We start from the raw sequence: 21,224 nt of genomic DNA, 5'->3' as shown, positions 1-21,224 counted from the left end.
GTCACCCCGGACTTGATCCGCGGTCCATGGATTCACCCGCGGAATGGACCCCCGGATCAAGTCCGGGGTAACGAAGGGAGAATGGATGCAGCTATAGCTAAGCTCGCTTGACGTCCCGCAGGCACGGGCGCATCCGCCGCACATGTCCTCCCCCGTACTCTCCCCCATGAAACGCCCCTGGGTCGTCATCCTCTGCGCGGCCTTGATCGTCACGCTGGCGATGGGGGTGCGCCAGTCGTTCGGGCTGTTCCTGCCGCAGATGAGCGCCGACATCGGCATCAGCCGTTCCGATTTCGGCCTCGCGATGGCGCTCCAGAACCTGCTGTTCGGGCTCGTCCAGCCGTTCGTCGGGGCGCTTGCCGACAAACATGGTGCGGGGCGCGTCGTGCTCGGCGGGGCGCTGCTCTATGCGCTCGGGCTGGTCGGCGCGGCGTTCGCGACCGATGCGATCGGGCTCCATATCAGCTTCGGCATCTTCATCGGCATGGCGCAGTCGGCGACGACCTTCGTTGTCGTACTCGGCGCCGTCGGGCGTGTCGTCAGCCCTGAAAAGCGCAGCAGCGCGTTCGGCATCGTCACCGCGGGCGGGTCGCTCGGCCAATTTCTTGTCGTGCCGCTGGCGTCGATGCTGCTGCGCGACATCGGCTATCACGAAACGCTTTGGATCATGGCGGGGCTCGTTGCGCTGTGCGGCCTGCTCGCGATCGGCGTGGCGGGGCGCACCGATGGCGGCGCAAGCCTGACCCTCGAGGTCGAGCAGACCGCGCGCGACGCGCTGCGCGAGGCAGCGGGGCACCGCGGTTACTGGCTGTTGAATGCGGGCTTTTTCGTTTGCGGTTTCCATATCGCCTTCATTGCGACGCATCTTCCGGCCTATCTCGACGACAAGGGGTTGGGGATCGAGATCGGCGCGCAGGTGCTCGCGCTCGTCGGGCTGTTCAACATCCTCGGTTCGTACGTCTTCGGGCGGGCGGGCGACCTGCTGCGCCAGAAATATGTGCTGTCGGCGCTCTACACCGCGCGCTCGGCGGTGATCGCGATCTTCCTCTTCGTGCCGCTGACCCATTGGACCGCGCTCGCCTTCGCCGGCGCGATGGGTTTCCTGTGGCTCGGCACCGTGCCGCTCACCAGCGGCATCGTCGGGCGCATCTTTGGCATCCGTTATCTCTCGATGCTTTATGGCATCGTATTCCTGAGCCATCAGCTCGGTAGCTTTTTCGGTGCCTATACCGCCGGGCTGATTTTCGATGCGACGGGCAGCTATAACATCGCCTGGGGTTTTTCGATCGCGCTCGGCCTGTTCGCGGGGCTCGTCCACCTGCCGATCGCCGACGCGCCAGTCAAACGGCTCCAGTCGGCATGAAACTGTCGCGGCAGGACTGGATCGCGCTGGCGCTGTTCGGGGTGGTCGCGGCAGGCGGCCTGTGGCTCTGGACCGGCGAGGGACCCGTCGTCTGGCTCGCCAATTTCGCGATCATGTGCGGGTTCTAGCGACTCACCGCGGCTCTTCCACTTCGGGCGTCCGCTGACAGATTGAATCGTCGCCGTCCTTCAGCACCGCAGGATCGGGCATCAGGCGGAACACATGCGCCCATTCGGTTGCGACCCGCTCGGGGCGCGTGCGCTTGTTCGCGACCACGTCGACGAAATCGCGGCACACCACTGCACTGCGCAGGAAATCGCTGTGACCCGTCGGTCCGCGCGATACGTCGGTCGTGTCGACGACCGTCAGGCCGGGGCGCGACGCGGGATAGCAGCGTTCGGGCAGCCCCCTGGCCTTGAGTTCCGCCGCTTCGAACGGGTCGAAGCAATAGGGCGAGCCGAGCCGTGGATAGCCGTGGATCGCGCGCGAGGCGGCAAGTGCCTTGTCGGCGCGCGACGTGTAGACGGTGATCCGGCGGTTGTTGGCGACACGCCGCGCCGACAGCACTTCGTCCTCGATGTCGCGTTCGAAGGTTTCGCGATCGATATCGGGCGAGGCGAGGATGATGTTCGAGATATTGCTACTGTCGGCGCTGCTAGACGTGCGATCGACATAGGAAATCGCCGGGATCACCAGCCGCGCGCCCAGCGAATGCGAAACGACGACGATCTCCTTGACCCACGGCTGTTCGGCTAGCGACTTCAGGAAGTCGCGGAAATTGCGGACGTCGTGATACATGTTCGTCTCGTCGACGACATAGCTCAGAAGCCTGCCCTGCGACGGCCAGCTGTATTCGACGATCGGACCGTCGAAACCCGTCATGCGCGCGATCTGCGCGGCGTCCTTCGACGTGGTCGAGAAATTCTCCCGGTAGCCGTGTACATAGAGCAGTACGCGCCCTTGCTTGCGATCGGTTTCGGCCTGCAACGCGCGCCACCAGTCGACGGAGTTCTGGAAGGCGAGCGGCGGGAGGAAGCGTTTCTTCTTGCCCACGACGACCTCGCGCGGCGCGTTGAAGCGGCCGTAGCGGATGCGGTCGCCGCGGTGGCGGAGCAATTCGATCTCGCTCGTGCGGCAATCGGGCAGGCGGCTCGTCGCAAAGAAATAGGGCAATGCAGCCTCGTCGACCGCGGCGCCGGGCTGCGCCGTGCAGCGCGGTTCGGCGACATAGTCGGCGTGGCGGATCTTGCCATAATCGACCGCCGCAATGCTGCACCCTGACAACAGGATGGAGGCGATTGCGGCGAACAACCGGTAGGACAGGGGGACGGCAGACGTGCGCTGAGGGGGGCAGGGCATGACGGAATGCTGGCAGACGAGGCCCGGCAGGGGAAGTCGTAAAATAGCGCAGCCAACTGTGTTGACTGAATAACACACATTGATATGCTCGCAAAGACTTGGCGTGGACACGCCGCATGAACGGGACACAGCCTTTGACCCTGATCGCCGCACTGATGCTTGCCGCCATACCTACGGCCGCCGCGCCGGCGCCGACCACTTATGTACCCAGCTTCGATCCGAGCGCGCTCAAGGAGAATGTCGGCGGTCCGCCGGGCGAGGTGCTGGTGCTCGGCACCCCGCATCTTTCGGGCTTCCCAAAGGAGTTTCAGGCGCAAAGCCTCGATCCGCTGCTTGATCGTCTTGCGGCGTGGCGTCCGCAGAAAATCGCTATCGAGGCCGTGTCGGGGCCGCAATGCGACATGCTGCGGCGCTATGCGGCGGTCTATCCCGACGTGCACAAAAGCTATTGCTGGGATCCCGAACCCGCGCGCGAGGCGACCGGGCTCGATGTGCCGGCAGCGACCGCCGAAGCGGAAAAGCTGCTCGCGGCCTGGCCCGACAATCCGACCGCGGCGCAGCGCCGCCGCCTCGCCGCCGTGTTCCTTGCGGGCGGCGAGCAGGCCTCGGCACTGGTCCAATGGCTCCAACTACCCCCCGCCGAACGCCGCGCCGGCGACGGGCTCGGCGATCCGCTCGTCGAACGGTTGAACAAGCTTGTGGGCTGGCGGAACGAAAATTATCTGATCGCCGCGGCGCTCGCGGCGCGTCTCGGCCTCCAGCGCGTCTACTCGGTCGATGATCACAGCGCGGACTTTCCTTCCGAATCGGCGGAAGACGAGGCTGCCTATGGCGCCGCGCTCCAGCGCGCATGGGACAATCCCGCGACCGACAAGCGCAAGGCGATCGACGATCAACTGATGAAGCGGCTCGACGGCGACGGCGTGCTCACCATCTACCGCGAATATAACAGCGCGCAGGCCATGCGGCTGGCCTTTGAAAGCGATTTCGGCGCCGCGGTCGCCGACGTGTCATCCAAACATCAAGCGCGACGCTATTCGGGCTGGTGGGAAACGCGCAACCTGCGGATGGTCGCCAATATCCGCCGCGTAATGGCGCGGCAGCCCGGCACGCGAATGCTCGCGATCGTGGGCGCATCGCACAAGGGCTATTATGAAGCCTATCTGCACATGATGCACGACATCCGGCTGGTCGACGCCAAGGCCGTGCTGGAATAGCTGCCGAGCGGGCCCGGCGTCCGACGATTTATTTGCCGATCACGCTTTCGGGCAAATCCTCACCGAACACGCGCTGATAATATTCGGCGACGATCATCCGCTCGGCCTCGTCGCATTTGTTGAGGAAGGAAAGGCGGAAGGCGAAGCCGATATTGTTGAAGATTGCGGTGTTCTGCGCCCAGCTGATGACCGTGCGCGGCGACATCACCGTCGAGATATCGCCGTTGATGAAGCCCTGGCGCGTGAGGTCCGCGACCTTCACCATATTGGCAATCGTCGTCTCGTCGGTGTCTGGCACCTTGGCGAGGATGATCGCGCTTTCGGTCGCGGCGGGCAGATAGTTCAGCGTAACGACGATGTTCCAGCGGTCCATCTGGCCCTGGTTGATCTGCTGCGTGCCGTGATAGAGCCCGCTCGTGTCGCCGAGCCCGACGGTGTTCGCGGTCGAGAAGAGGCGGAAGTGCGGGTTCGGACGGATGACGCGGTTCTGGTCGAGCAGGGTCAGCTTGCCCTCGGTCTCCAGCACGCGCTGGATCACGAACATCACGTCGGGACGGCCGGCGTCATATTCGTCGAAGACGAGCGCGGTCGGGGTCTGCAACGCCCAAGGGAGAAGGCCTTCGCGAAATTCGGTGACCTGCTGGCCGTCGCGCAGCACGATCGCGTCGCGGCCGACGAGGTCGATGCGGCTGATATGCGCGTCGAGGTTGACGCGGATGCACGGCCATTTGAGCCGCGCTGCGACCTGTTCGATATGCGTCGACTTGCCGGTGCCGTGATAGCCTTGCACCATCACGCGGCGGTTATATTTGAAGCCCGCGAGGATCGCGAGCGTCGTATCGCCGTCGAAGACATAAGCGGGATCGAGATCGGGGACGCGCTCGTCGGCTTCGCTGAACGCCGGGACCTTCATGTCGATATCGACGCCGAAGACTTCGCGCGCATCGACCTCGGTATCGGGCGCTGCCAGCAGCGTCGAGCCGTGGTGATCGGGAAGGCTGTTCGGAATATCGGTCATGGCAAAAGTCCAGCAAGCAAACGGGGAGAGTCGCCGCGCGGCGGCGCTTCGCCGTGGCGGTATCGTCATGGGTTGCGGCTTGCAACGCCTTTTCAGAGCAGGCCGAGCGCCTTCATCACCGCCGACTGGTCGTAATAGGGACGTTCGCAGACGATCTTGTCGCCGCCGGGCGCGAATTCGAAGGTCGCGGCCATCCGAATGCGGAACGCCTTGCCTGTCGGCTCGATCGTGCGCAGGCCGAGCTTGAGCGGACCGAGATGCGTGCCGGTTAGCCAGAATTCAACGAGTACGGTGTTCGTCGCCGCGTCAGCGGCGATTGCGATGACTTCGTTCGCCTGGTCGGGAAAAGGCTCGCGCGACGAGGCGAAATAGGATCGGACCGCGGCCTCGCCGTCGAAAATCGTCCCCGGCCCCATCAATTCATAGCGCGGATGATCGAAGGTCGCGAGGACGCCGTCCCAGTCGTGCGTGATCTCCAGCGCCATATGGCGGCGCACCACCTCGATCCGTGCTTCGTCCAAGTCGGTCATTGCGGCTCTCCTATGCGAACGCCTTGCTCTTCCTGAGCAGTTGATACGCTTCGACTACCGCACCCAGCCTTGCTTCGAAACTGCGATCGCCGCCATTCCGGTCGGGATGATATTTGCGCACGAGTTCGCTGTAGCGCCGCCGCAGCGCCGCGCGGTCGGCGTCGGCGGGCAGCGCCATCAACTGCATCGCGTCATGTTCCTCACGCGATAGGTGGGGATTTGCCGCTTCGCGCCGCGCCGCGTCCATCCGCTGGCGAAAGCGTGCGCCGAGCGCGTCCATCGGGTCCTTGAAATCGGCCCAGCGCGGCGGCAGGTCGGCGCTACCCGCGGGGCGGAAGGCGCGGCTTTCGGTTTCCCATCCGGCGGTCGGCGATTGCGCCGCCATGATCTGGTCGGCGCTCATCCCTTCGAAGAAATTATAGCCCGCGTTGAATTCGCGCACATGGTCGAGGCACAGCCAGCGGTATGGCGGCGGGCCGTCGGGCGATCGCTGCGACGAGACTGGTGCGCGAAACTCGCCTGCCTCGCGGCAGCCGGGCGCGGCGCAGCGTTCCTCGCGCGGGACGCGGCCGTGAAATCGGGAAGGGCGGGCAGAGGACGGCACGACGGGCTTTCGGAATCGAAGGGGGAGGGCTTTGGGGGGCCTTATAATTTGGCGACGGAGGGCTTATGGTCAACCCCATGAGCAACAAAGGCCCCGTACAGCGAGAGATGGAAAACCTGCTCCGTGCAGCTTTTCCCGACGCCAACTTCACCCTCAGCAACGACAGCGCAAAACATCATGGGCACGCTGGCGACGACGGTAGCGGCGAATCGCATTTTAGCCTGCACGTCGAATGGGCGGGCTTTGCCGGAATGAACCGCGTCGCGCGCCAGCGCACCGTGAACAGGGCGCTCGGCGACCTGCCCGGACAGCGTGTCCACGCACTCGCGATCCGCGCGACAGCGCCGGGCGAATGACGATGGTGGACAAGGTCAACCTTGCCGACGCTTTCGCAAATATTCCCGATGCGTGGAACCCGCGCGTCGCGGGCGACATCAACGATTTCCAGGTCAAGCTGGTCAAGCTCGACGGCAAGTTCGACTGGCATCATCACGACATCGAGGACGAGCTTTTCCTCGTCGTTGCGGGCCGGATGAAAATGGCGTTTCGCGACCGTGCCGTGATCGTCGAGCCCGGCGAGTTCATCATCGTGCCGCACGGCGTCGACCATTGTCCCGAGGCGCTGGACGGCGAATGCCATGTGCTGCTGCTCGAACCCAACTCGACGCTGAACACCGGCAATGTCGAAACCGAGAAAACCCGAAAGACTCTGGAAAGGCTCGACTGATGTTCACCGTCATCACCCCCTCGACCCACGATATCGGCGCCTTCGACGTGCGCCGCACCTTGCCGAACAAGGCACGGACCATGGTCGGCCCCTTCATCTTTGTCGACCAGTTCGGCCCCGCGAATTTCGACATCGGGCAGGGGATGGACGTGCGCCCGCACCCGCATATCAACCTGTCGACGGTCACCTATCTGTTCGAGGGCGCGATCGACCATCGCGACAGCCTTGGCACCTATGCGACAATCCGCCCCGGCGCGTGCAACCTGATGACCGCGGGACGCGGCATCGTGCATTCGGAGCGCACGCCACCGGCCGAACGCGCGGCGGGATCGGGCATTTCGGGCATGCAGACCTGGCTCGCGCTCCCCGACGGGAAGGAAGAGGTCGACCCGGCGTTCGAGCATGTCCCCGCCGATCAGCTGCCGCTCGTCGAGGACGGCAGCGTATCGGCGCGCGTGATCATGGGCAGCCTGTGGGGCGCGACCGCGCCGACGACGCAGCATAGCGCGACCATCTATGCCGACATCTTGATGAACGCCGGTGCGACGCTGCCGATCGACGCCGAGGCGGACGAGCGCGCAGTGCTGGTGGCGATTGGCGATGCGACCCTCGATGGTGAGCCGCTCGAGCGTTACAGCCTCTATATCCTCAAACCCGGGCAGGCGATGACGCTCCGCGCAACCAGCGACGCGCGCGTGATGCTGCTCGGCGGCGAGGCGTTCCCGACCCCGCGCCATGTGTGGTGGAATTTCGTGAGTTCGTCGCGCGACCGCATCAACGAAGCGAAGCAGGAATGGAAGGACCGGAAATTCCCGATCGTGCCCGGCGACAGCGAGGAATTCATCCCGATTCCCGAGGTGCCGAAGACGGTGAGTTATCCATAAGTCCGCTTTTGGCCCAAAGCTGCCCTTTCGACCATCGCCGCCCCGGACTTGATCGGCGTCCATGACTTCGGCGCTGCTTCGACTCCGGATCAACTCCGGGATGACGAAGGGAAGAAATCCGCCGCAAAGCCGACGTTACCTGCCGGCCGTCAGCCGGTCCATTCGATCCACGCGCCATGGGCATGGGCATGGGCGAGCTTTTTCGGCGCGCCGCCGGCGGGCCAGTGGCGCACCACCAGTTCGTGATGATGCACGGTCCGGTTGGCCTCCAGCGCGACCCACGCAAGCGGCCGTTCGGGTGTCGCCCGGCCGCCAGCGGCTTCCATCGCTGCGGTGATCCGCGCCTGCTGGTCGCTGGGCACATATTGCCACACGATCGAGTGCATCAGGACGCGCGTCGTGCCCTTGGCCTGTGGCCGCGCTAGTTCGGCCTCGACGAAATCCGCAGCATTGGCATGGACCAAATGCGGCGGCTTGTCCGATGCGGCGGCGATCGCCGCCTCGATGCGGGCGAAGCGGATATGATGTTCGGGCCAGATATAGGCCTTGAGCCGCAGGGCCTGCGCCGGGTCGGTCAGGTCGACGGGCGCCACGTCGCAGCCCCTGAGCCCGGCGAAGGCGATATCGTGCATCGGCGGATGGTGGCCGCGCCATTCGGGCGTGAAGGCCATCGCGCCGGGCTCGGGCCCGACCTGCACCCCGCACAGGTCGTAGTGATAGCGGTCGAGCATCAGGTTGATCCCGGCACTCGATCCGATTTCGAGGCAGTCGAAACGCGGCGGCAGGCCCTGCTCGGCGAGCCACAGCATCGCCGCGATGAAATTCGAGGAGCGCCCGGCTTCGTTGGTCTGGGGCGGTCCGTCGAGCCACGGCAGCAGCGCCGCCTCGTGCCGGTTGACGACGCCGGCGACGATGGCGTCGTCGTTGATATCCTCGGCATCGGCATAGACGGGCGCTAGCTCGTGCGCTGCGCCCGACAGGTGGAGCGCGTGAAGGCCGCCCGCGGCGCGCAGCGGCAGCGCATCGGCGAGGGGGGCACCCTTCCAGCCCGCGATACGGCGCGCGAACTCGCTGGCGGGCTTGTCGAGCAGCGACCCCAGTGCCGCAACGACGCGTGCGGTGACCCGCGCATCATTATGACGGCAATAGGCGACCTGATTGGCAAAGGCGGTGCGGACGGCCTTCGGGCCGGTTTCCGCCATATCGATGAAGTCGTAGCGGTCGCTCATTGCCCTTTTTCCTCTCGCCGCTTATGGGCGCGCAAGCCTATGCCCGAACCGATCATCTTTGCCATCCCGAAGGGGCGCATCCTCGATGAGGCGCTGCCCCTGCTTGCGCGCGTTGGGATAGAACCGTCCGACGAGTTTTTCGACAAGAAAAGCAGGGCGTTAGTTTTTGGGACAAATCAGCCCCACATCTCGCTGATTCGCGTGCGCGCGTTCGACGTCGCGACCTTTGTCGCGCACGGCGCGGCGCAGCTTGGCATCGTCGGATCGGATGTGGTCGACGAGTTCGATTATTCGGAACTTTATGCGCCGGTCGACCTCGGCATCGGTCATTGCCGCCTGTCGCTCGCGGGACCCGAAGGCAGCGCGCCGCCGGGGCTGGGCGAAAGCCATATTCGCGTTGCGACCAAATATCCCGCGACGACGCGGCGCTGGTTCGCGGCGCAGGGCATCCAGGCCGAGTGCATCAAATTGAATGGCGCGATGGAGATTGCGCCGAAGCTGGGGCTCGCGTCGCACATCGTCGATCTGGTGTCGACGGGGCGCACGCTCGTCGAAAATGCGCTCGCCGAGCAGAAGATCATCAGCGAGGTTTCGGCGCGGCTGATCGTCAATCGCGCGGCGTTCAAGCTCAATTCGGCCGAGGTGCCGGCGCTCGTCGAACGCTTCCGTCAGGCGGTGGGCGATGCGGCGGCTTGACGCTTCGGCGCCCGGCTTTGCGGCCGAATTCGACGCGCTGGTGAATGACCGGCGCGAAAGCGCGTCCGACGTGTCGGCCGACGTCGCCGCGATCGTTGCGCGCGTGAAGGCCGAGGGCGACGCGGCGCTTGCCGGTTATACCGCAAAATTCGACCGGTTTGACCTCGATGCGCGTGGGTGGAGCATTTCGAAGGAGGATTGCGCCGCCGCCTATGCGGCGCTCGCGCCCGAGCTGCGCGATGCGCTGAACCTCGCCGCCGACCGTATCCGCGCCTATCACGCCGCGCAATTGCCTGAGGATCGCGACTATCGTGATGCGACGGGCGCGCGGCTTGGTGCGCGTTGGAACGCGGTCGATGCCGCGGGGGTCTATGTCCCCGGAGGGCGCGCGGCCTATCCCTCGTCGGTGCTGATGAACATCTTGCCCGCGAAGGTCGCGGGGGTGGGGCGCATCGTGATGGTGACGCCGACGCCCGATGGCCAAGTCAACCCGGTCGTGATGGCCGCGGCGCATGTCGGGGGCGTCGATGAAATCTGGCGGATCGGCGGCGCTCAGGCGATCGCGGCGCTCGCCCATGGCACGACCCGCATCGCGCCGGTCGATGTCGTGACCGGCCCCGGCAATGCCTGGGTCGCCGAGGCGAAGCGCCAGCTTTACGGCGTCGTCGGCATCGACATGGTCGCGGGGCCGAGCGAGATCGTTGTCGTTGCGGACAACAAGAATGCGCCGCACGTCATTGCCGCCGACCTTTTGAGCCAGGCCGAGCATGACCCGACGAGCCAGTCGATCCTGTTCACCGATGACGGCGATTTTGCCGATGCGGTCGCGGCGGCGGTCGCGCAGGTCATCCCGACGCTCGGCACCGCGGCGACGATGCAGGCGAGCTGGGCCGATAATGGCGCGGTGATCGTCGTGCCGACCTTGGCTGACGCAATTCCGCTCTGCGACCGGCTGGCGCCTGAACATCTCGAACTTGCGGTCGATCCCGCCGAGGCCGACGCGCTTTTCGCCAAGGTGCGCCACGCGGGCTCGGTCTTTCTCGGCCGCCAGACGCCCGAAGCGATCGGCGATTATGTCGCCGGCCCGAACCATGTCCTTCCCACCGGCCGCCGTGCGCGCTTTTCGAGCGGGCTGTCTGTCACCGACTTCATGAAACGCACCAGCTTCCTCGCGCTCGACGAGGCGAGCCTTGCCGCCATCGGTCCGGCCGCGGTCGCGCTTGCCGGTGCCGAGGGACTTCCTGCGCACGCGCTCAGCGTCGCCAACAGATTGAAACAGGCATGAACAAACGCACCCAATCCCGCTCCGCCGCCCGCCTTGCTGCCGTGCAGGCGCTGTACCAGCACGAGATGGAAGCGACCCCGGTCGCCAAGCTGATCCACGAATTCCACCAGCATCGCATCGGCGCGACGATCGAGGACGCCGAATATGCCGATGCCGACACAGCGTTCTTCGACGATATCGTCCAAGGCACGCTCGCGCGCGCCGACGAGATCGACGCGGCGATCGTCGCACGGCTCGCCAGCGGCTGGACGATGGACCGGCTCGACCGCACGATGAAAGCGATCCTGCGCGCCGGCGTGTATGAACTCGTCGCGCGCGGCGACGTGCCGGTCGGCGCGGTTGTCAGCGAATATGTCGATGTCGCCAAGGCCTTTTTCGACGGCCGCGAGGCCGGCTTCGCCAACGGCCTGCTCGACGCGATCGGCAAGGATGTGCGCAAAGCCACTTAAAACACGAACGGAATTAGGGCACATTCTTCGGGCGAAAGGGGCGCGCATGTCCGAAGCCGATTTCATTGCCCGTCTACGCAGCATCGCGACCGATCCCGCCGCGCGCGGCCTCGTCGACGACGCGGCCGAGTGGGAAGGGCTGGTGCTCACCCACGACATGATCGTCGAGGGCATCCATTTCCTGCCCGACGACACGCCGCAAGATGTGGCGTGGAAACTCGTTGCGGTGAACCTGTCCGACCTGGCGGCCAAGGGGGCGGCGCCCGTCGGCGTGCTGGTCGGTTACAGCCTCGGCGACGACGCGTGGGACGCGGGGTTCGCCGAAGGACTCGACCTTGTGCTGCGCCGTTTCGGCATCATCCTGCTCGGCGGCGACACGGTGCGCGTGCCAGCGGGTGCGCCGCGCAGCTTCGGGCTGACCGCGATCGGGCACGCGCCGCCGGGAGGAGCCCCCTCGCGCAGCGGCGCGCGGCCGGGCGACCAGATATGGGTGACGGGAACGATCGGTAACGCCGGGCTCGGCCTCGCGATGCGGCTGGGGCAGGAGCAGGCCAATGAAACCTGTCTCGCCGCCTATAAACGGCCGCAGCCGCAGCTCACCTTTGGTCAGGCGGTGGCGCGCCATGTTCACGCGATGATGGACGTGTCCGACGGGCTGCTCATCGATGCGCAGCGGATGGCACAGGCGAGCGGGTGCGAACTTGGCTTCATGCTGGAATCGCTGCCCCTGTCGGCGGCTCTGCTCGCGGTGCGTCCCGACATTCTCGATACGCGGCTTGCCGCCGCGACGGCGGGCGACGATTACCAATTGCTGTTTGCCGCCGATCCGTCGGCGGCGGTGGCGATCCGCGAGATCGCTGCCGGGTTGAACGTCGCGGTGACGCCGATCGGCCACGCCGGGGTCGGCGAGGGAATCATGCTCACGCATCGCGCGCAGCGCATCGCCTTGCCCGCTCGCCTCGGTTTCATGCATTGATCCTGCGGGTACGGAATTCAGCCGAATAAGCGGGGTTGCGCGCCGCATCCTTTCTTCCCATAACTCGGCGTCCAAATTTGGGGCGGTCGCATCAGGGGAGAGAGCGAACCGGCATCAATAAGTCGGACGTGCTCGACTGCTATCTTCTGCGTCGCCCTTCTCATGGGAAGGAAGCAACACGCATGAATCCGGTTTTGATCGCGATAGCGTGCGGCCTTTTGGCTGTGCTCTATGGGTTCATTACCTCGCGGCAGGTGCTCAGCGCATCGGCGGGGAATGAAAAGATGCAGGAAATCGCCGGCGCCATCCAGGAAGGCGCCAAGGCCTATCTGGGCCGCCAATATCGTACCATCGCCATCGTCGGCGTCGTCGTCGCCATATTGGTCGGGCTGTTCCTCGGCCCGATTTCGGCGACCGGCTTCGTCATCGGTGCCGTCCTGTCGGGGGTCGCCGGTTTCGTCGGCATGAATATTTCGGTCAAGGCGAACGTCCGCACCGCGGCCGCGGCGCAGACCGGGTTGCAAGCGGGGCTGACCATGGCGTTCCGCGCCGGCGCGATCACCGGCATGCTGGTGGCGGGCCTTGCCTTGCTCGCGATCTCGGTCTTCTTCTGGTATCTGATCGGCCCGGGCGGCTATACTGTGGGCGGTGACGACCGCACCGTCGTCGACGCGCTCGTCGCGCTGGCGTTCGGCGCGTCGCTGATTTCGATCTTCGCGCGTCTTGGCGGCGGCATCTTCACCAAGGCGGCCGACGTCGGCGCCGACCTCGTCGGCAAGGTCGAGGCGGGGATTCCCGAGGATGATCCGCGCAACCCTGCGGTGATCGCCGATAACGTCGGCGACAATGTCGGCGACTGCGCCGGCATGGCAGCCGACCTTTTCGAAACCTATGTCGTCACCGTCGGCGCCACCATGGTGCTGATCGCGCTGCTGTTGAAAGGCGCGGGGGATATGCTGGTGCCGCTGATGACGCTGCCGCTGCTGATGGGCGGTGTGTGCATCATCACGTCGATCATCGGCACCTATTTCGTGCGTCTCGGCAGCGGGACGAATGTCATGGGCGCGATGTACAAGGGCTTCCTTGTCACCGCCGTTCTCTCGATCCCGGCGATATGGTTCTCGACCAGCTATGCGCTGGGCGGCGACATGAGCAGCAACATCACGGGCACCGAGTTCAACGGCAGCGACCTCTTCTATTGCTCGCTGCTCGGTCTCGTCATTACTGGGCTGATCATCTGGATCACAGAATATTACACGGGCACCAATTATCGCCCGGTGCGCAGCATCGCCAAGGCGTCGGAAACGGGCCATGGCACCAACGTGATCCAGGGCCTCGCCATCAGCCTTGAATCGACCGCGCTGCCGACGCTCGTCATCTGCGTCGGCATTATCGTCGCCTATCAGACCGCGGGCATCATCGGCATCGCTTTCGGCGCCACCGCGATGCTGGCACTCGCTGGCATGGTCGTCGCGCTCGACGCCTATGGCCCGGTCACCGACAATGCCGGCGGCATTGCCGAAATGGCCGGTCTCGACGATTCGGTTCGTGAAAAGACCGACCTGCTCGACGCCGTGGGCAACACCACCAAGGCGGTGACCAAGGGCTATGCGATCGGTTCGGCGGGTCTTGCGGCGCTGGTGCTGTTCGGCACCTATACCGCTGACATCGCGGAATATTCGGCGAAGCTCGGTATCGATGCACCGCTGACCTTCTCGCTGTCGTCGCCCTATGTCATCGTCGGGCTGCTGCTCGGCGCGCTCCTGCCGTACCTGTTCGGTGCGATGGGGATGACCGCGGTGGGCCGCGCGGCGGGCGACGTGGTGAAGGACGTCCGCGACCAGTTTGCGAACAACAAGGGCATCATGGACGGCACCAGCCGCCCCGACTACGCCCGCACCGTCGACCTCGTCACCAAGGCGGCGATCAAGGAAATGATCATCCCGTCGCTGCTGCCGGTGCTCGCGCCGATCGTCGTATTCTTCGTGATCCGCGCGGTGGCTGGCCCGGCCGCGGCACTGGAAGCGCTCGGTGCGCTGCTCCTCGGCGTGATCGTCGGCGGGCTGTTCGTCGCCATCTCGATGACCTCGGGCGGCGGTGCATGGGACAATGCCAAGAAATATATCGAAGACGGCAACCATGGCGGCAAGGGCAGCGAGGCCCATAAGGCCGCGGTGACCGGCGACACCGTCGGCGATCCGTACAAGGATACGGCAGGTCCGGCGGTCAACCCGATGATCAAGATCACCAACATCGTGGCGATCCTGCTCCTCGCAGCACTGGCGCACGGCGCGGCGTAAGCCGGGCGGCCCCGGGGGCAATGAAGGGCCCCGCCGGAGCGATCCGGCGGGGCCTTTTTTGGTCTTGACCTGACAGTCGCTAACGTTGCCGATCATCAGCGCGACCTTGCGCGCTTCGGCCGCCGATGGCGCACGCAGAAACAGGAGGGAGGCGGTGAGCAGCCAGACACCGATCATCTCGCAATGCTCTCTTCGTCAGGCGGGGTGCGCGGCTCCATATTCGTACCAGCCGAACGGGCGCGGCGTTTTGGGGATATAGGCAGCGGCCTGCCGATCGACCGCGAAGCCCGCCTTGGCATAGGCATCGGCGATCGGGCGGGTCAGGTGGCAATTGCCGCCGATCCGTTTCCATATGGGCTCGATCCGCCGCTGCCATTTCGCGACGCCGGCATCGGGCGCGGCGCCATGCTCGAGGAACAGCGCGGTGCCGCCCGGTTTCAGCACGCGGCGGATTTCGCGCAGCACCGCCGCCTGATCGGCGACCGAGCAGAGCGTGAAGGTCGTGACGACAGTGTCGAACTGCGCGCTCTCGAAAGGCATCGCCTCGCCGACGCCTTCGCGGATATCGGCATTGATCCCGCGCGCCGCCGCCGCCGCGACGCTCATCGCGAGCAATTCGGGCGAGGGGTCGAGTCCGCTGAAGCTCTCGATCTGGCCAAGGCGATAGAATTCCATGTTGATCCCGCCGCCGCAGCCAAGCTCCAGCACCTTGCCCCGCGCATGCGGCACGACCTTGCTGCGCACCTTCATGATCTGCCCCTGCGAACAGGCGCATTTGATCAGGCGCGGTACTCCGTGACGTTCCCACCAGCTCGCCATTTGCGTCGCTCCCCCTTGGCGCGGAAGGTGAGCCTTGCTAGCGCGGTTGGCAACACCCATCTGTGCTGTCCGCACAGCCAATGAAAGATCGCCATGCCCGCCGTCCACCACACAAAGATGCTCATCCTCGGTTCCGGTCCCGCCGGCCTGTCGGCCGCCATCTATGCCGCGCGTGCGGGCATGATGCCGATCGTCGTGCAGGGACTCCAGCCGGGCGGCCAGCTGACGATCACCACCGATGTCGAAAATTATCCGGGCTTTGCCGAAGTCGTGCAGGGTCCCTGGCTGATGGAACAGATGACCGCGCAGGCGATGCACGTCGGCACCAGCATGATCTGGGACACGATCGTCGACGTCGACCTGTCGCGCCGCCCGTTCAAGCTGACCGGCGATGGCGGCGAGGTCTATATGGCCGAAACGCTGGTGATCGCCACCGGTGCGCAGGCCAAATGGCTGGGCGTTCCGGGCGAGCAGGAACTTGGCGGCAAGGGTGTTTCGGCTTGTGCGACCTGCGACGGATTTTTCTATCGCGGCAAGAAGGTCGTCGTGATCGGCGGCGGCAACACTGCGGTCGAGGAAGCGCTTTACCTTACCAACCACAGCGAGGACGTCACGCTGATCCATCGCCGCGACAGCCTGCGCGCCGAAAAAATCCTGCAAGACCGGCTGATGGTCAATCCGAAGATCAAGACGCTCTGGAACAAGCGCGTCGAGCGCTTCGTTGCGGGCGAAGGCCTGACCGGCCTCGTCGGCGTCGACCTGGTCGACACGGTCACCGGCGAGAAAAGCCACGAACCCACCGACGGTGGCTTCGTCGCGATCGGCCACAGCCCGTCGACCGACTTGTTCAAGGGCAAGCTACCGCTCGACGACGATGGCTATCTTCAGGTGACCCCGGGTACGTCACTCACCGCGATTCCGGGCGTCTTCGCCGCGGGCGACGTCACCGACAAGGTCTATCGCCAGGCGGTGACCGCCGCGGGCATGGGCTGTATGGCCGCGCTCGACGCCGAACGCTTCCTCGCCGAAGCCGAATATCACGCGATGGCGACGGCCTGACCGGACAGCGCCGCCAATATCCGTTCCGCGAGCCATTCCGCGTCGTCGCCGGCAAAGCTGTGCGACGCGCTGGCGAGGCGCTCGACCGGAATGCGTTGCAGCGCCGCAGGGCAATTTTCGATAAAGGCCTGTGCGGTCCGGTCGCCGGTCGCCAGCAGGATCGTTGCGGGCGCCGCAAGCGCCGCGATCGCGCCGTCGATCCGCGCCGCGAGGCCGCCGGGCGGAGCGAGTGCCGCCGGAGCGCCGAGCGCTGACAGTCCGCGGAACAGCTTCCGCAAATCGACTTCGCCCCTGATCAGCCGGAACAGGCTCTTGGGATCCTTCAGCCGGGACAAATAGCGCGCACGGATTGCCGAGACCGGCGGGAGGGCCGGTTCGGCCGCCTCGTCGGCCTGTTCGCCGTCATAAGTCCATGGATTGGCAAGTATGAGCGCGTCGAGCGCGAGCGGCTGGTGCAGCAGCAACGCGCTCGCCGCATCGCAATTGCCGAAAGCAATGATGCGCGTAACCTGCGGCGCGGCCCGCCGAAAGGCGGCGATCGCAGCCGCGATGTCGGAGCGGCTGTTTTGGAATCCGCCGTTCGTCCCTTCGCTGTCGCCGATTCCGCGACGGTCGAACCGCCATACTGGATATCCAGCCAGCGCGACCTGCTGCGCCAGCGTCGCCATGCCCCGGTGGGCGCCGCTGCGGACTTCGTTGCCGCCCGAGACGATCAGCAGCCCGGTGGTGCCCGGCGCATCGTCGAGCGTCGCCGCGAGCGTGCAACCTTCGCAGGTGAAACTCAGCTGATGCCGCATGTCTTGCTCCACGCCGCAATGTCGGCGGCGATTGCTTGCGCCATCGCCGCGTTTTCGCCGGGTTCGGCGCGCAGCCACAGCGGCGTTCCCGCGATGCCGTCGGTACCCAGGCCAATGCTGCGCAAAGGCCCCACCGCCTGTGCCTCGCTCGCGCCGAGGCCGGCGATCATCGCGGGCGAAAGGCGATTGCCGGCGAGCAGCAGCGGCGCGGTTCTGGCTTGATCCTGAAGCTCCTGAAGCGACGACGCGATGCCGGCTTCGCGGTCGGCGCTGACACGCGCGCGCAACAAGGTGCGAAGCAATGATGCGCCGCCGACCGGCGCTAGGCGCCACCACGCCTCGGCGTTCGCCTTGTGATCGATGAGGGCGCCGCCGCGAAACGAAGCGACGATCACCGGGCCATCGACCCCCGATACCGCTTCGGCAAACGCATCCCGCCAGCGATCAAGGTCGACCTCGGCCAGCGGGACCGGGCTCTCGTTCTGCCCCGGCAGATCGGGCAGCACCGCTGCAAAGCCGTCGGCTGCCAGCGCGCGCATCGCGAGCACCAGCGTGCGGCGCATGCGGTTCGCTTCCTCGAACAGCGGCGGAACCACGACGATGGTGGCGCGCGGGGCGCCGGCATGGTCAATGCGCAACTGATGTTCGGCCATGCGTCCCGCGTCCGGCTCAGTCGGTCACTTTGCGCAGCGAGAAGGCGAGCAAATTGCCGTAGGTTTCAAAGATTTCGCCATCGACCTCGTCATCGTCGATGATGATGCCAAGCCGGTCTTCCATCTCGGTCAGCACTGTCGCGACCGCCATCGAATCGAACTCGGGCAACTCGCCGAACAGGCCGCTGTCTTCGGTCAGCGCCGCGGCGCGTTCCTCTCCCAGCCCAAGCACGTCGGCGAGCAAGGTACGGAGGGTGGCATCGACGCTATTGGCTTGGGTCATGTGTCTTTCCTGAGCAGGGTTCGCGCAAAGGCTTTGAATGCCGGACCCCATGCCGCGATGCGCGATGGATTGAAAGCCTCGATGCGCCACAGCGGATCGTGCCGGTTCATCCAGTCGCGCTTGTACGCGTCGTTGCCAGTGCCGAAATCCACGCGCCGCACCCCATCGATCTCGATCACATGGCGGAACAAGGCGGCCGACAGCAGGGTGCCTGGCGAGGCCTTCAGGCTGTCCTCGACATGCGCGAGCTTGTGGATGAAGGCCGTGCCATCCTCCACCGTCCAGAACTGCGCCGCGACCGGCGCACCCTCGATCCGGGCGATCCCCATGCGCAGCCGCCCGCCCGCACCCTCGGCTTCGGCGAAGGCGCGGAGCAGGGCGGGATGGCCCTCTTCGGGTTTCCAACTCGCGGCGTAGATTTGCTCATAGGCCGCCCAGTTTTCGGGATCGAAGGTGGTGGACAGCCGGATATCGACCACCCCCTTTTTTGCCTTGCGCTGCACGGTGCTGCGGAGCGCGCCGGGGCGGGTGGCCCACCAGCCGTCGTGATCCATGTCGCCCAGATCGAGCCAATGGCGGTGGCCCGCTGCGACCGCCTTCGTCCACCAGCCCGCGGCGCGGAGCGCAGCGTCGATGCCCTCGCGATCTTCGTCGCGGACGGGATAGAGCGAAAGCCGTGCGGCGCGTTTGCGGAAGCTGCGGAAGAGCTCCGTCAGCGCAGCATCGCGATCGGCCGCGCCCCGGTAAAGCGGCCGGATGGCGAAGCTGTACCAGTTCGTTAGCCCGGAAACCTGCCCGGGCTTGTCGATACGGAGCGGTAAAAAGGCGGTGGTCGCCCCAGCCTCGCCGCGCGCATCAATCCGGCCTTCGCCGGCGAAGCCATGCGCCGCCAGCAGGTCGAACCAGGACGTGCGATCGAACGGCGAGGCAAAGCCTGCGGCGCGTGCCGCATTATCATTAGCTTGATCTTCACCGTTCCCTTGCATGGTGCGGCCCTCTATCACTGCAGTCCTAACAGCCGATGACCAAAGCCGAAAACCCTTCTTCCAGGCCGATCGACCACCTCGCCCGCCGTGGCGCGCCCGATGCGGTTGCGCTGCTGACCGGCGACAAGGTGATGACCTTCGCCGAACTCGATGCCGGCGTCGGGCGGCTGGCGTCCTGGCTGCTCGAACAGGCGGGCGGTCCCGGCGAACGCGTCGCAAGCTGGAGCGCCAAGACGCGGCTCGCCTGCCTGATGCCGCTTGCCGCGGCGCGCGCCGGGCTGATCCATGTTCCGGTCAATCCGCTGCTCAAGGGCCCGCAGGTCGCGCATATCCTGTCCGACAGCGGCGCAAAATTGCTCGTTACGAACGGCGCGCGCGGCGAGATGCTCGGCGATAGCCTTCCCAATGGATGCGTGGTGCGGAATCTCAAGATCGGCGAGGAAGTCATTGATTCAGAAGGGCAGGGGCTGCCGCTCTCGGTCGCCGAACCCGACGATCTCGCCGCCATTCTCTATACCAGCGGATCGACGGGCCGGCCCAAGGGCGTGATGCTCAGCCACGCCAATCTCTGGCTCGGCGCCGAAAGCGTGGCGTCCTATCTCGAAATCACGCCCGGAGACCGGGTGCTCGGGGTGTTGCCGCTCAGCTTCGATTATGGCCAGAACCAGCTGCTTTCGAGCTGGCATGCGGGCGCCGCTGTGGCGCTGCTCGACTATCTGACCGCGCGCGACGTCGTGAAGGCGGTCGCGCGGCATGGCGCCACGACGCTCGCCGGAGTGCCGCCGCTCTGGGTGCAGCTGGTCGAGGCCGAATGGCCCGCCGACACCGCGGCGCTCCTCAAGCGCCTGACCAACAGCGGCGGCGCGTTGACGCCCTCGCTGATAGAAGCGATGCGGAGGACATTTCCGAAGGCCGATATCTATCCGATGTATGGGCTTACCGAGGCCTTTCGTTCGACCTACCTCGACCCCCAACTCGTCGCCTATCACCCGACTTCGATGGGCCGCGCGATCCCGCACGCCGAAATCCTGGTATGCCGGCCCGACGGTACGATCACCGCCGACGAGGAACCGGGCGAACTCGTCCATTGCGGTCCGCTCGTCGCCAAGGGCTATTGGCAGGATGAAGAGCGCACCGCTCAGCGTTTCAAACCCGCGCCGCGTGCGTCCGAATATGGCGGAATGGCGGTGTGGTCGGGCGATACCGTGCGCCGCGACGGCGAAGGCCTGCTCTATTTCGTTGGCCGCGACGATGCGATGATCAAGACGGCGGGCAACCGCGTCAGCCCGACGGAGGTCGAGGATGTCGCGGTCGCGTCGGGCCTGATCTTTGAGGCGGTGGCGTTCGGGGTGCCCGATGCAAGGCTCGGCGCGGCGATCATATTGATCGTGCGCGGCCGGGGCGGGGTGGCTGATGAAGAGGGGTTGGCCGGATATCTCCGCCAGAATCTGCCCAATTTCATGCAGCCGCAGGTCATCGAATGGCGCGGCGAACTGCCGCGCAACCCGAACGGCAAGCTCGACCGCGTCGCGATCGCGGCCGATTGGGCGCTGGAGGTGCCGGTATGAAACCGCATGGTCCGATCCCTCCCGGCTTCCGGGCCGATGCGGGTGGCATGTTGCTGATCGGCGGCGACCGCGCCGAGGCGCTCGCGGACGCCGCGGGCGACACGCCCCTGTTCGTTTATGACAGCGCGATGCTGACCGCGCGTGTCGCCGAATGGCGCGCGGCGATGCCCGCCGAGGTCCAGCTTCACTATGCGATGAAGGCCAATCCCTATCCGCCCTTGCTCGCCTATATGGCGGGGCTCGTCGACGGGTTCGATGTAGCCTCGGGCGGGGAACTCAAGGCTGCGTTGGGCTGCGGCATGGCGGCCGGACACATCAGCTTTGCTGGGCCCGGCAAGCGCGACCGCGAGCTCGAGGCGGCGATTTCGGCAGGCGCAACGCTCAATCTCGAATCGGCGGGCGAGGCGGACCGGGCGCTGTCG

Annotated in this window: 23 protein-coding genes and 1 pseudogene; 14 read left to right on the top strand and 10 right to left on the bottom strand. The window is 65.7% G+C overall.

Annotation, left to right across the window (positions count from 1 at the left end):
* The first annotated feature begins 166 nt into the window (after positions 1-166).
* Together ATE71_RS17510 and ATE71_RS23080 are read left to right on the top strand one after the other, a co-directional pair.
* Positions 167-1,363: an MFS transporter gene (locus ATE71_RS17510; protein WP_201022977.1), complete on the top strand. Its 1,197-nt coding sequence runs from the start codon at positions 167-169 to the stop codon at positions 1,361-1,363.
* Positions 1,360-1,491: a hypothetical protein gene (locus ATE71_RS23080; protein WP_268801437.1), complete on the top strand. Its 132-nt coding sequence runs from the start codon at positions 1,360-1,362 to the stop codon at positions 1,489-1,491. The genes ATE71_RS17510 and ATE71_RS23080 overlap by 4 nt, the downstream gene beginning before the upstream one ends.
* 4 nt (positions 1,492-1,495) lie before the next feature.
* Here the strand turns inward: ATE71_RS23080 and ATE71_RS17505 are convergent, their stop codons facing one another.
* On the bottom strand, positions 1,496-2,722 hold the full coding sequence (locus ATE71_RS17505) for an alpha/beta hydrolase (RefSeq protein WP_058804628.1): 1,227 nt from the start codon (positions 2,720-2,722) through the stop codon (positions 1,496-1,498).
* A 116-nt stretch (positions 2,723-2,838) separates the two neighbouring features.
* On the opposite strand from ATE71_RS17505, the gene ATE71_RS17500 reads away from it, so the two are divergent.
* Positions 2,839-3,939: a DUF5694 domain-containing protein gene (locus ATE71_RS17500; protein ID WP_201022976.1), complete on the top strand. Its 1,101-nt coding sequence runs from the start codon at positions 2,839-2,841 to the stop codon at positions 3,937-3,939.
* Positions 3,940-3,967: 28 nt separating this feature from the next.
* Here ATE71_RS17500 and cobS read toward each other — a convergent pair whose 3' ends face one another.
* The 3 genes from cobS to ATE71_RS17485 all read right to left on the bottom strand — a co-directional run bounded on the left by cobS (position 3,968) and on the right by ATE71_RS17485 (position 6,091).
* Positions 3,968-4,957, bottom strand: coding sequence for a cobaltochelatase subunit CobS (gene cobS / locus ATE71_RS17495; RefSeq protein ID WP_058804627.1), 990 nt, complete (start codon positions 4,955-4,957; stop codon positions 3,968-3,970).
* Positions 4,958-5,049: 92 nt separating this feature from the next.
* On the bottom strand, positions 5,050-5,487 hold the full coding sequence (locus ATE71_RS17490) for an ester cyclase (protein WP_058804626.1): 438 nt from the start codon (positions 5,485-5,487) through the stop codon (positions 5,050-5,052).
* A gap of 10 nt (positions 5,488-5,497) precedes the next feature.
* Positions 5,498-6,091 carry a J domain-containing protein gene (locus ATE71_RS17485; protein ID WP_058804625.1) on the bottom strand — a complete coding sequence of 198 codons (594 nt, stop codon included), beginning with the start codon at positions 6,089-6,091 and terminating at the stop codon, positions 5,498-5,500.
* A gap of 77 nt (positions 6,092-6,168) precedes the next feature.
* Between ATE71_RS17485 and ATE71_RS17480 the strand changes: the two genes are divergently transcribed.
* Genes ATE71_RS17480 through ATE71_RS17470 form a run of 3 tightly spaced genes read left to right on the top strand, consistent with a single transcriptional unit; the run spans position 6,169 to position 7,702 of the window.
* On the top strand, positions 6,169-6,447 hold the full coding sequence (locus ATE71_RS17480; RefSeq protein ID WP_235588063.1) for a BolA family protein: 279 nt from the start codon (positions 6,169-6,171) through the stop codon (positions 6,445-6,447).
* Entirely contained in the window at positions 6,444-6,818 is a 375-nt protein-coding gene (locus ATE71_RS17475; protein ID WP_058804623.1) for a cupin domain-containing protein, read from the top strand. Before ATE71_RS17480 ends, ATE71_RS17475 begins: the two co-directional genes overlap by 4 nt.
* Positions 6,818-7,702: a pirin family protein gene (locus tag ATE71_RS17470; protein WP_058804622.1), complete on the top strand. Its 885-nt coding sequence runs from the start codon at positions 6,818-6,820 to the stop codon at positions 7,700-7,702. The genes ATE71_RS17475 and ATE71_RS17470 overlap by 1 nt, the downstream gene beginning before the upstream one ends.
* Before the next feature lie 149 nt (positions 7,703-7,851).
* On the opposite strand, the gene ATE71_RS17465 is transcribed toward ATE71_RS17470, so the two are convergent.
* The gene (locus ATE71_RS17465) at positions 7,852-8,931 is read right to left on the bottom strand and encodes a DUF2332 domain-containing protein (protein ID WP_058804621.1); all 1,080 of its coding nucleotides are present in this window, start codon (positions 8,929-8,931) and stop codon (positions 7,852-7,854) included.
* A 39-nt stretch (positions 8,932-8,970) separates the two neighbouring features.
* Here ATE71_RS17465 and hisG point away from each other — a divergent pair, with 39 nt between their 5' ends.
* From hisG to ATE71_RS17440, 5 genes are all read left to right on the top strand, one after another.
* Complete coding sequence (gene hisG, locus ATE71_RS17460; RefSeq protein WP_058804620.1) at positions 8,971-9,627, top strand: ATP phosphoribosyltransferase; 657 nt, start codon at positions 8,971-8,973, stop codon at positions 9,625-9,627.
* On the top strand, positions 9,614-10,912 hold the full coding sequence (gene hisD / locus ATE71_RS17455; RefSeq protein WP_058804619.1) for a histidinol dehydrogenase: 1,299 nt from the start codon (positions 9,614-9,616) through the stop codon (positions 10,910-10,912). Before hisG ends, hisD begins: the two co-directional genes overlap by 14 nt.
* Complete coding sequence (gene nusB / locus ATE71_RS17450; RefSeq protein WP_058804618.1) at positions 10,909-11,361, top strand: transcription antitermination factor NusB; 453 nt, start codon at positions 10,909-10,911, stop codon at positions 11,359-11,361. The genes hisD and nusB overlap by 4 nt, the downstream gene beginning before the upstream one ends.
* 46 nt (positions 11,362-11,407) lie before the next feature.
* The gene (gene thiL, locus ATE71_RS17445) at positions 11,408-12,337 is read left to right on the top strand and encodes a thiamine-phosphate kinase (protein ID WP_058804617.1); all 930 of its coding nucleotides are present in this window, start codon (positions 11,408-11,410) and stop codon (positions 12,335-12,337) included.
* Positions 12,338-12,519: 182 nt separating this feature from the next.
* Positions 12,520-14,637: a sodium-translocating pyrophosphatase gene (locus ATE71_RS17440; RefSeq protein ID WP_058804616.1), complete on the top strand. Its 2,118-nt coding sequence runs from the start codon at positions 12,520-12,522 to the stop codon at positions 14,635-14,637.
* Positions 14,638-14,832: 195 nt separating this feature from the next.
* Here ATE71_RS17440 and ATE71_RS17435 read toward each other — a convergent pair whose 3' ends face one another.
* Positions 14,833-15,456 carry a class I SAM-dependent methyltransferase gene (locus ATE71_RS17435; RefSeq protein WP_058804615.1) on the bottom strand — a complete coding sequence of 208 codons (624 nt, stop codon included), beginning with the start codon at positions 15,454-15,456 and terminating at the stop codon, positions 14,833-14,835.
* Positions 15,457-15,549: 93 nt separating this feature from the next.
* Here ATE71_RS17435 and trxB point away from each other — a divergent pair, with 93 nt between their 5' ends.
* Positions 15,550-16,515 carry a thioredoxin-disulfide reductase gene (gene trxB, locus ATE71_RS17430; protein WP_058804614.1) on the top strand — a complete coding sequence of 322 codons (966 nt, stop codon included), beginning with the start codon at positions 15,550-15,552 and terminating at the stop codon, positions 16,513-16,515.
* On the opposite strand, the gene ATE71_RS17425 is transcribed toward trxB, so the two are convergent.
* From ATE71_RS17425 to ATE71_RS17410, 4 genes are read right to left on the bottom strand one after another with little or no spacing between them, the layout of a single operon-like run.
* Positions 16,494-17,312, bottom strand: a complete 819-nt coding sequence (locus tag ATE71_RS17425; RefSeq protein WP_058804613.1) for a hydrolase 1, exosortase A system-associated — start codon at positions 17,310-17,312, stop codon at positions 16,494-16,496. The two genes, trxB and ATE71_RS17425, sit on opposite strands and share 22 nt — an antisense overlap.
* Positions 17,297-17,965, bottom strand: coding sequence for a hypothetical protein (locus ATE71_RS17420; RefSeq protein ID WP_058804612.1), 669 nt, complete (start codon positions 17,963-17,965; stop codon positions 17,297-17,299). The genes ATE71_RS17425 and ATE71_RS17420 overlap by 16 nt, the downstream gene beginning before the upstream one ends.
* A 16-nt stretch (positions 17,966-17,981) precedes the next feature.
* The gene (locus ATE71_RS17415) at positions 17,982-18,248 is read right to left on the bottom strand and encodes an acyl carrier protein (protein ID WP_058804611.1); all 267 of its coding nucleotides are present in this window, start codon (positions 18,246-18,248) and stop codon (positions 17,982-17,984) included.
* Positions 18,245-19,234: a GNAT family N-acetyltransferase gene (locus ATE71_RS17410; protein ID WP_058804610.1), complete on the bottom strand. Its 990-nt coding sequence runs from the start codon at positions 19,232-19,234 to the stop codon at positions 18,245-18,247. Before ATE71_RS17410 ends, ATE71_RS17415 begins: the two co-directional genes overlap by 4 nt.
* Positions 19,235-19,269: 35 nt before the next feature.
* Between ATE71_RS17410 and ATE71_RS17405 the strand changes: the two genes are divergently transcribed.
* On the top strand, positions 19,270-20,802 hold the full coding sequence (locus ATE71_RS17405) for an acyl-CoA ligase (AMP-forming), exosortase A system-associated (protein WP_058804609.1): 1,533 nt from the start codon (positions 19,270-19,272) through the stop codon (positions 20,800-20,802).
* Positions 20,799-21,224, top strand: a pseudogene (locus ATE71_RS17400) (pyridoxal-dependent decarboxylase, exosortase A system-associated); the annotation flags it as partial. The gene ATE71_RS17405 and the pseudogene ATE71_RS17400, both read left to right, overlap by 4 nt.

It is taken from the genome of Sphingopyxis sp. H115, from assembly GCF_001468465.1.
Lineage (GTDB): Bacteria > Pseudomonadota > Alphaproteobacteria > Sphingomonadales > Sphingomonadaceae > Sphingopyxis.
Note: the sequence above shows the minus strand (reverse complement) of the source record. Positions and strands in the feature narration are given on the sequence as shown.

What these genes read in the sequence shown, in the direction of transcription:
- ATE71_RS23080 (WP_268801437.1), top strand. Translation starts at nt 1,360, where the DNA reads ATGAAACTGTCGCGGCAGGACTGGATCGCGCTGGCGCTGTTCGGGGTG.
- ATE71_RS17405 (WP_058804609.1), top strand. Translation starts at nt 19,270, where the DNA reads ATGACCAAAGCCGAAAACCCTTCTTCCAGGCCGATCGACCACCTCGCC.
- ATE71_RS17480 (WP_235588063.1), top strand. Translation starts at nt 6,169, where the DNA reads ATGAGCAACAAAGGCCCCGTACAGCGAGAGATGGAAAACCTGCTCCGT.
- ATE71_RS17435 (WP_058804615.1), bottom strand. Translation starts at nt 15,456, where the DNA reads ATGGCGAGCTGGTGGGAACGTCACGGAGTACCGCGCCTGATCAAATGC.
- ATE71_RS17440 (WP_058804616.1), top strand. Translation starts at nt 12,520, where the DNA reads ATGAATCCGGTTTTGATCGCGATAGCGTGCGGCCTTTTGGCTGTGCTC.
- nusB (WP_058804618.1), top strand. Translation starts at nt 10,909, where the DNA reads ATGAACAAACGCACCCAATCCCGCTCCGCCGCCCGCCTTGCTGCCGTG.
- hisD (WP_058804619.1), top strand. Translation starts at nt 9,614, where the DNA reads ATGCGGCGGCTTGACGCTTCGGCGCCCGGCTTTGCGGCCGAATTCGAC.
- thiL (WP_058804617.1), top strand. Translation starts at nt 11,408, where the DNA reads ATGTCCGAAGCCGATTTCATTGCCCGTCTACGCAGCATCGCGACCGAT.
- ATE71_RS17410 (WP_058804610.1), bottom strand. Translation starts at nt 19,234, where the DNA reads ATGCAAGGGAACGGTGAAGATCAAGCTAATGATAATGCGGCACGCGCC.
- ATE71_RS17500 (WP_201022976.1), top strand. Translation starts at nt 2,839, where the DNA reads ATGAACGGGACACAGCCTTTGACCCTGATCGCCGCACTGATGCTTGCC.
- ATE71_RS17510 (WP_201022977.1), top strand. Translation starts at nt 167, where the DNA reads ATGAAACGCCCCTGGGTCGTCATCCTCTGCGCGGCCTTGATCGTCACG.
- ATE71_RS17415 (WP_058804611.1), bottom strand. Translation starts at nt 18,248, where the DNA reads ATGACCCAAGCCAATAGCGTCGATGCCACCCTCCGTACCTTGCTCGCC.
- ATE71_RS17470 (WP_058804622.1), top strand. Translation starts at nt 6,818, where the DNA reads ATGTTCACCGTCATCACCCCCTCGACCCACGATATCGGCGCCTTCGAC.
- hisG (WP_058804620.1), top strand. Translation starts at nt 8,971, where the DNA reads ATGCCCGAACCGATCATCTTTGCCATCCCGAAGGGGCGCATCCTCGAT.
- ATE71_RS17425 (WP_058804613.1), bottom strand. Translation starts at nt 17,312, where the DNA reads ATGCGGCATCAGCTGAGTTTCACCTGCGAAGGTTGCACGCTCGCGGCG.
- ATE71_RS17490 (WP_058804626.1), bottom strand. Translation starts at nt 5,487, where the DNA reads ATGACCGACTTGGACGAAGCACGGATCGAGGTGGTGCGCCGCCATATG.
- cobS (WP_058804627.1), bottom strand. Translation starts at nt 4,957, where the DNA reads ATGACCGATATTCCGAACAGCCTTCCCGATCACCACGGCTCGACGCTG.
- ATE71_RS17420 (WP_058804612.1), bottom strand. Translation starts at nt 17,965, where the DNA reads ATGGCCGAACATCAGTTGCGCATTGACCATGCCGGCGCCCCGCGCGCC.
- ATE71_RS17475 (WP_058804623.1), top strand. Translation starts at nt 6,444, where the DNA reads ATGACGATGGTGGACAAGGTCAACCTTGCCGACGCTTTCGCAAATATT.
- trxB (WP_058804614.1), top strand. Translation starts at nt 15,550, where the DNA reads ATGCCCGCCGTCCACCACACAAAGATGCTCATCCTCGGTTCCGGTCCC.
- ATE71_RS17465 (WP_058804621.1), bottom strand. Translation starts at nt 8,931, where the DNA reads ATGAGCGACCGCTACGACTTCATCGATATGGCGGAAACCGGCCCGAAG.
- ATE71_RS17505 (WP_058804628.1), bottom strand. Translation starts at nt 2,722, where the DNA reads ATGCCCTGCCCCCCTCAGCGCACGTCTGCCGTCCCCCTGTCCTACCGG.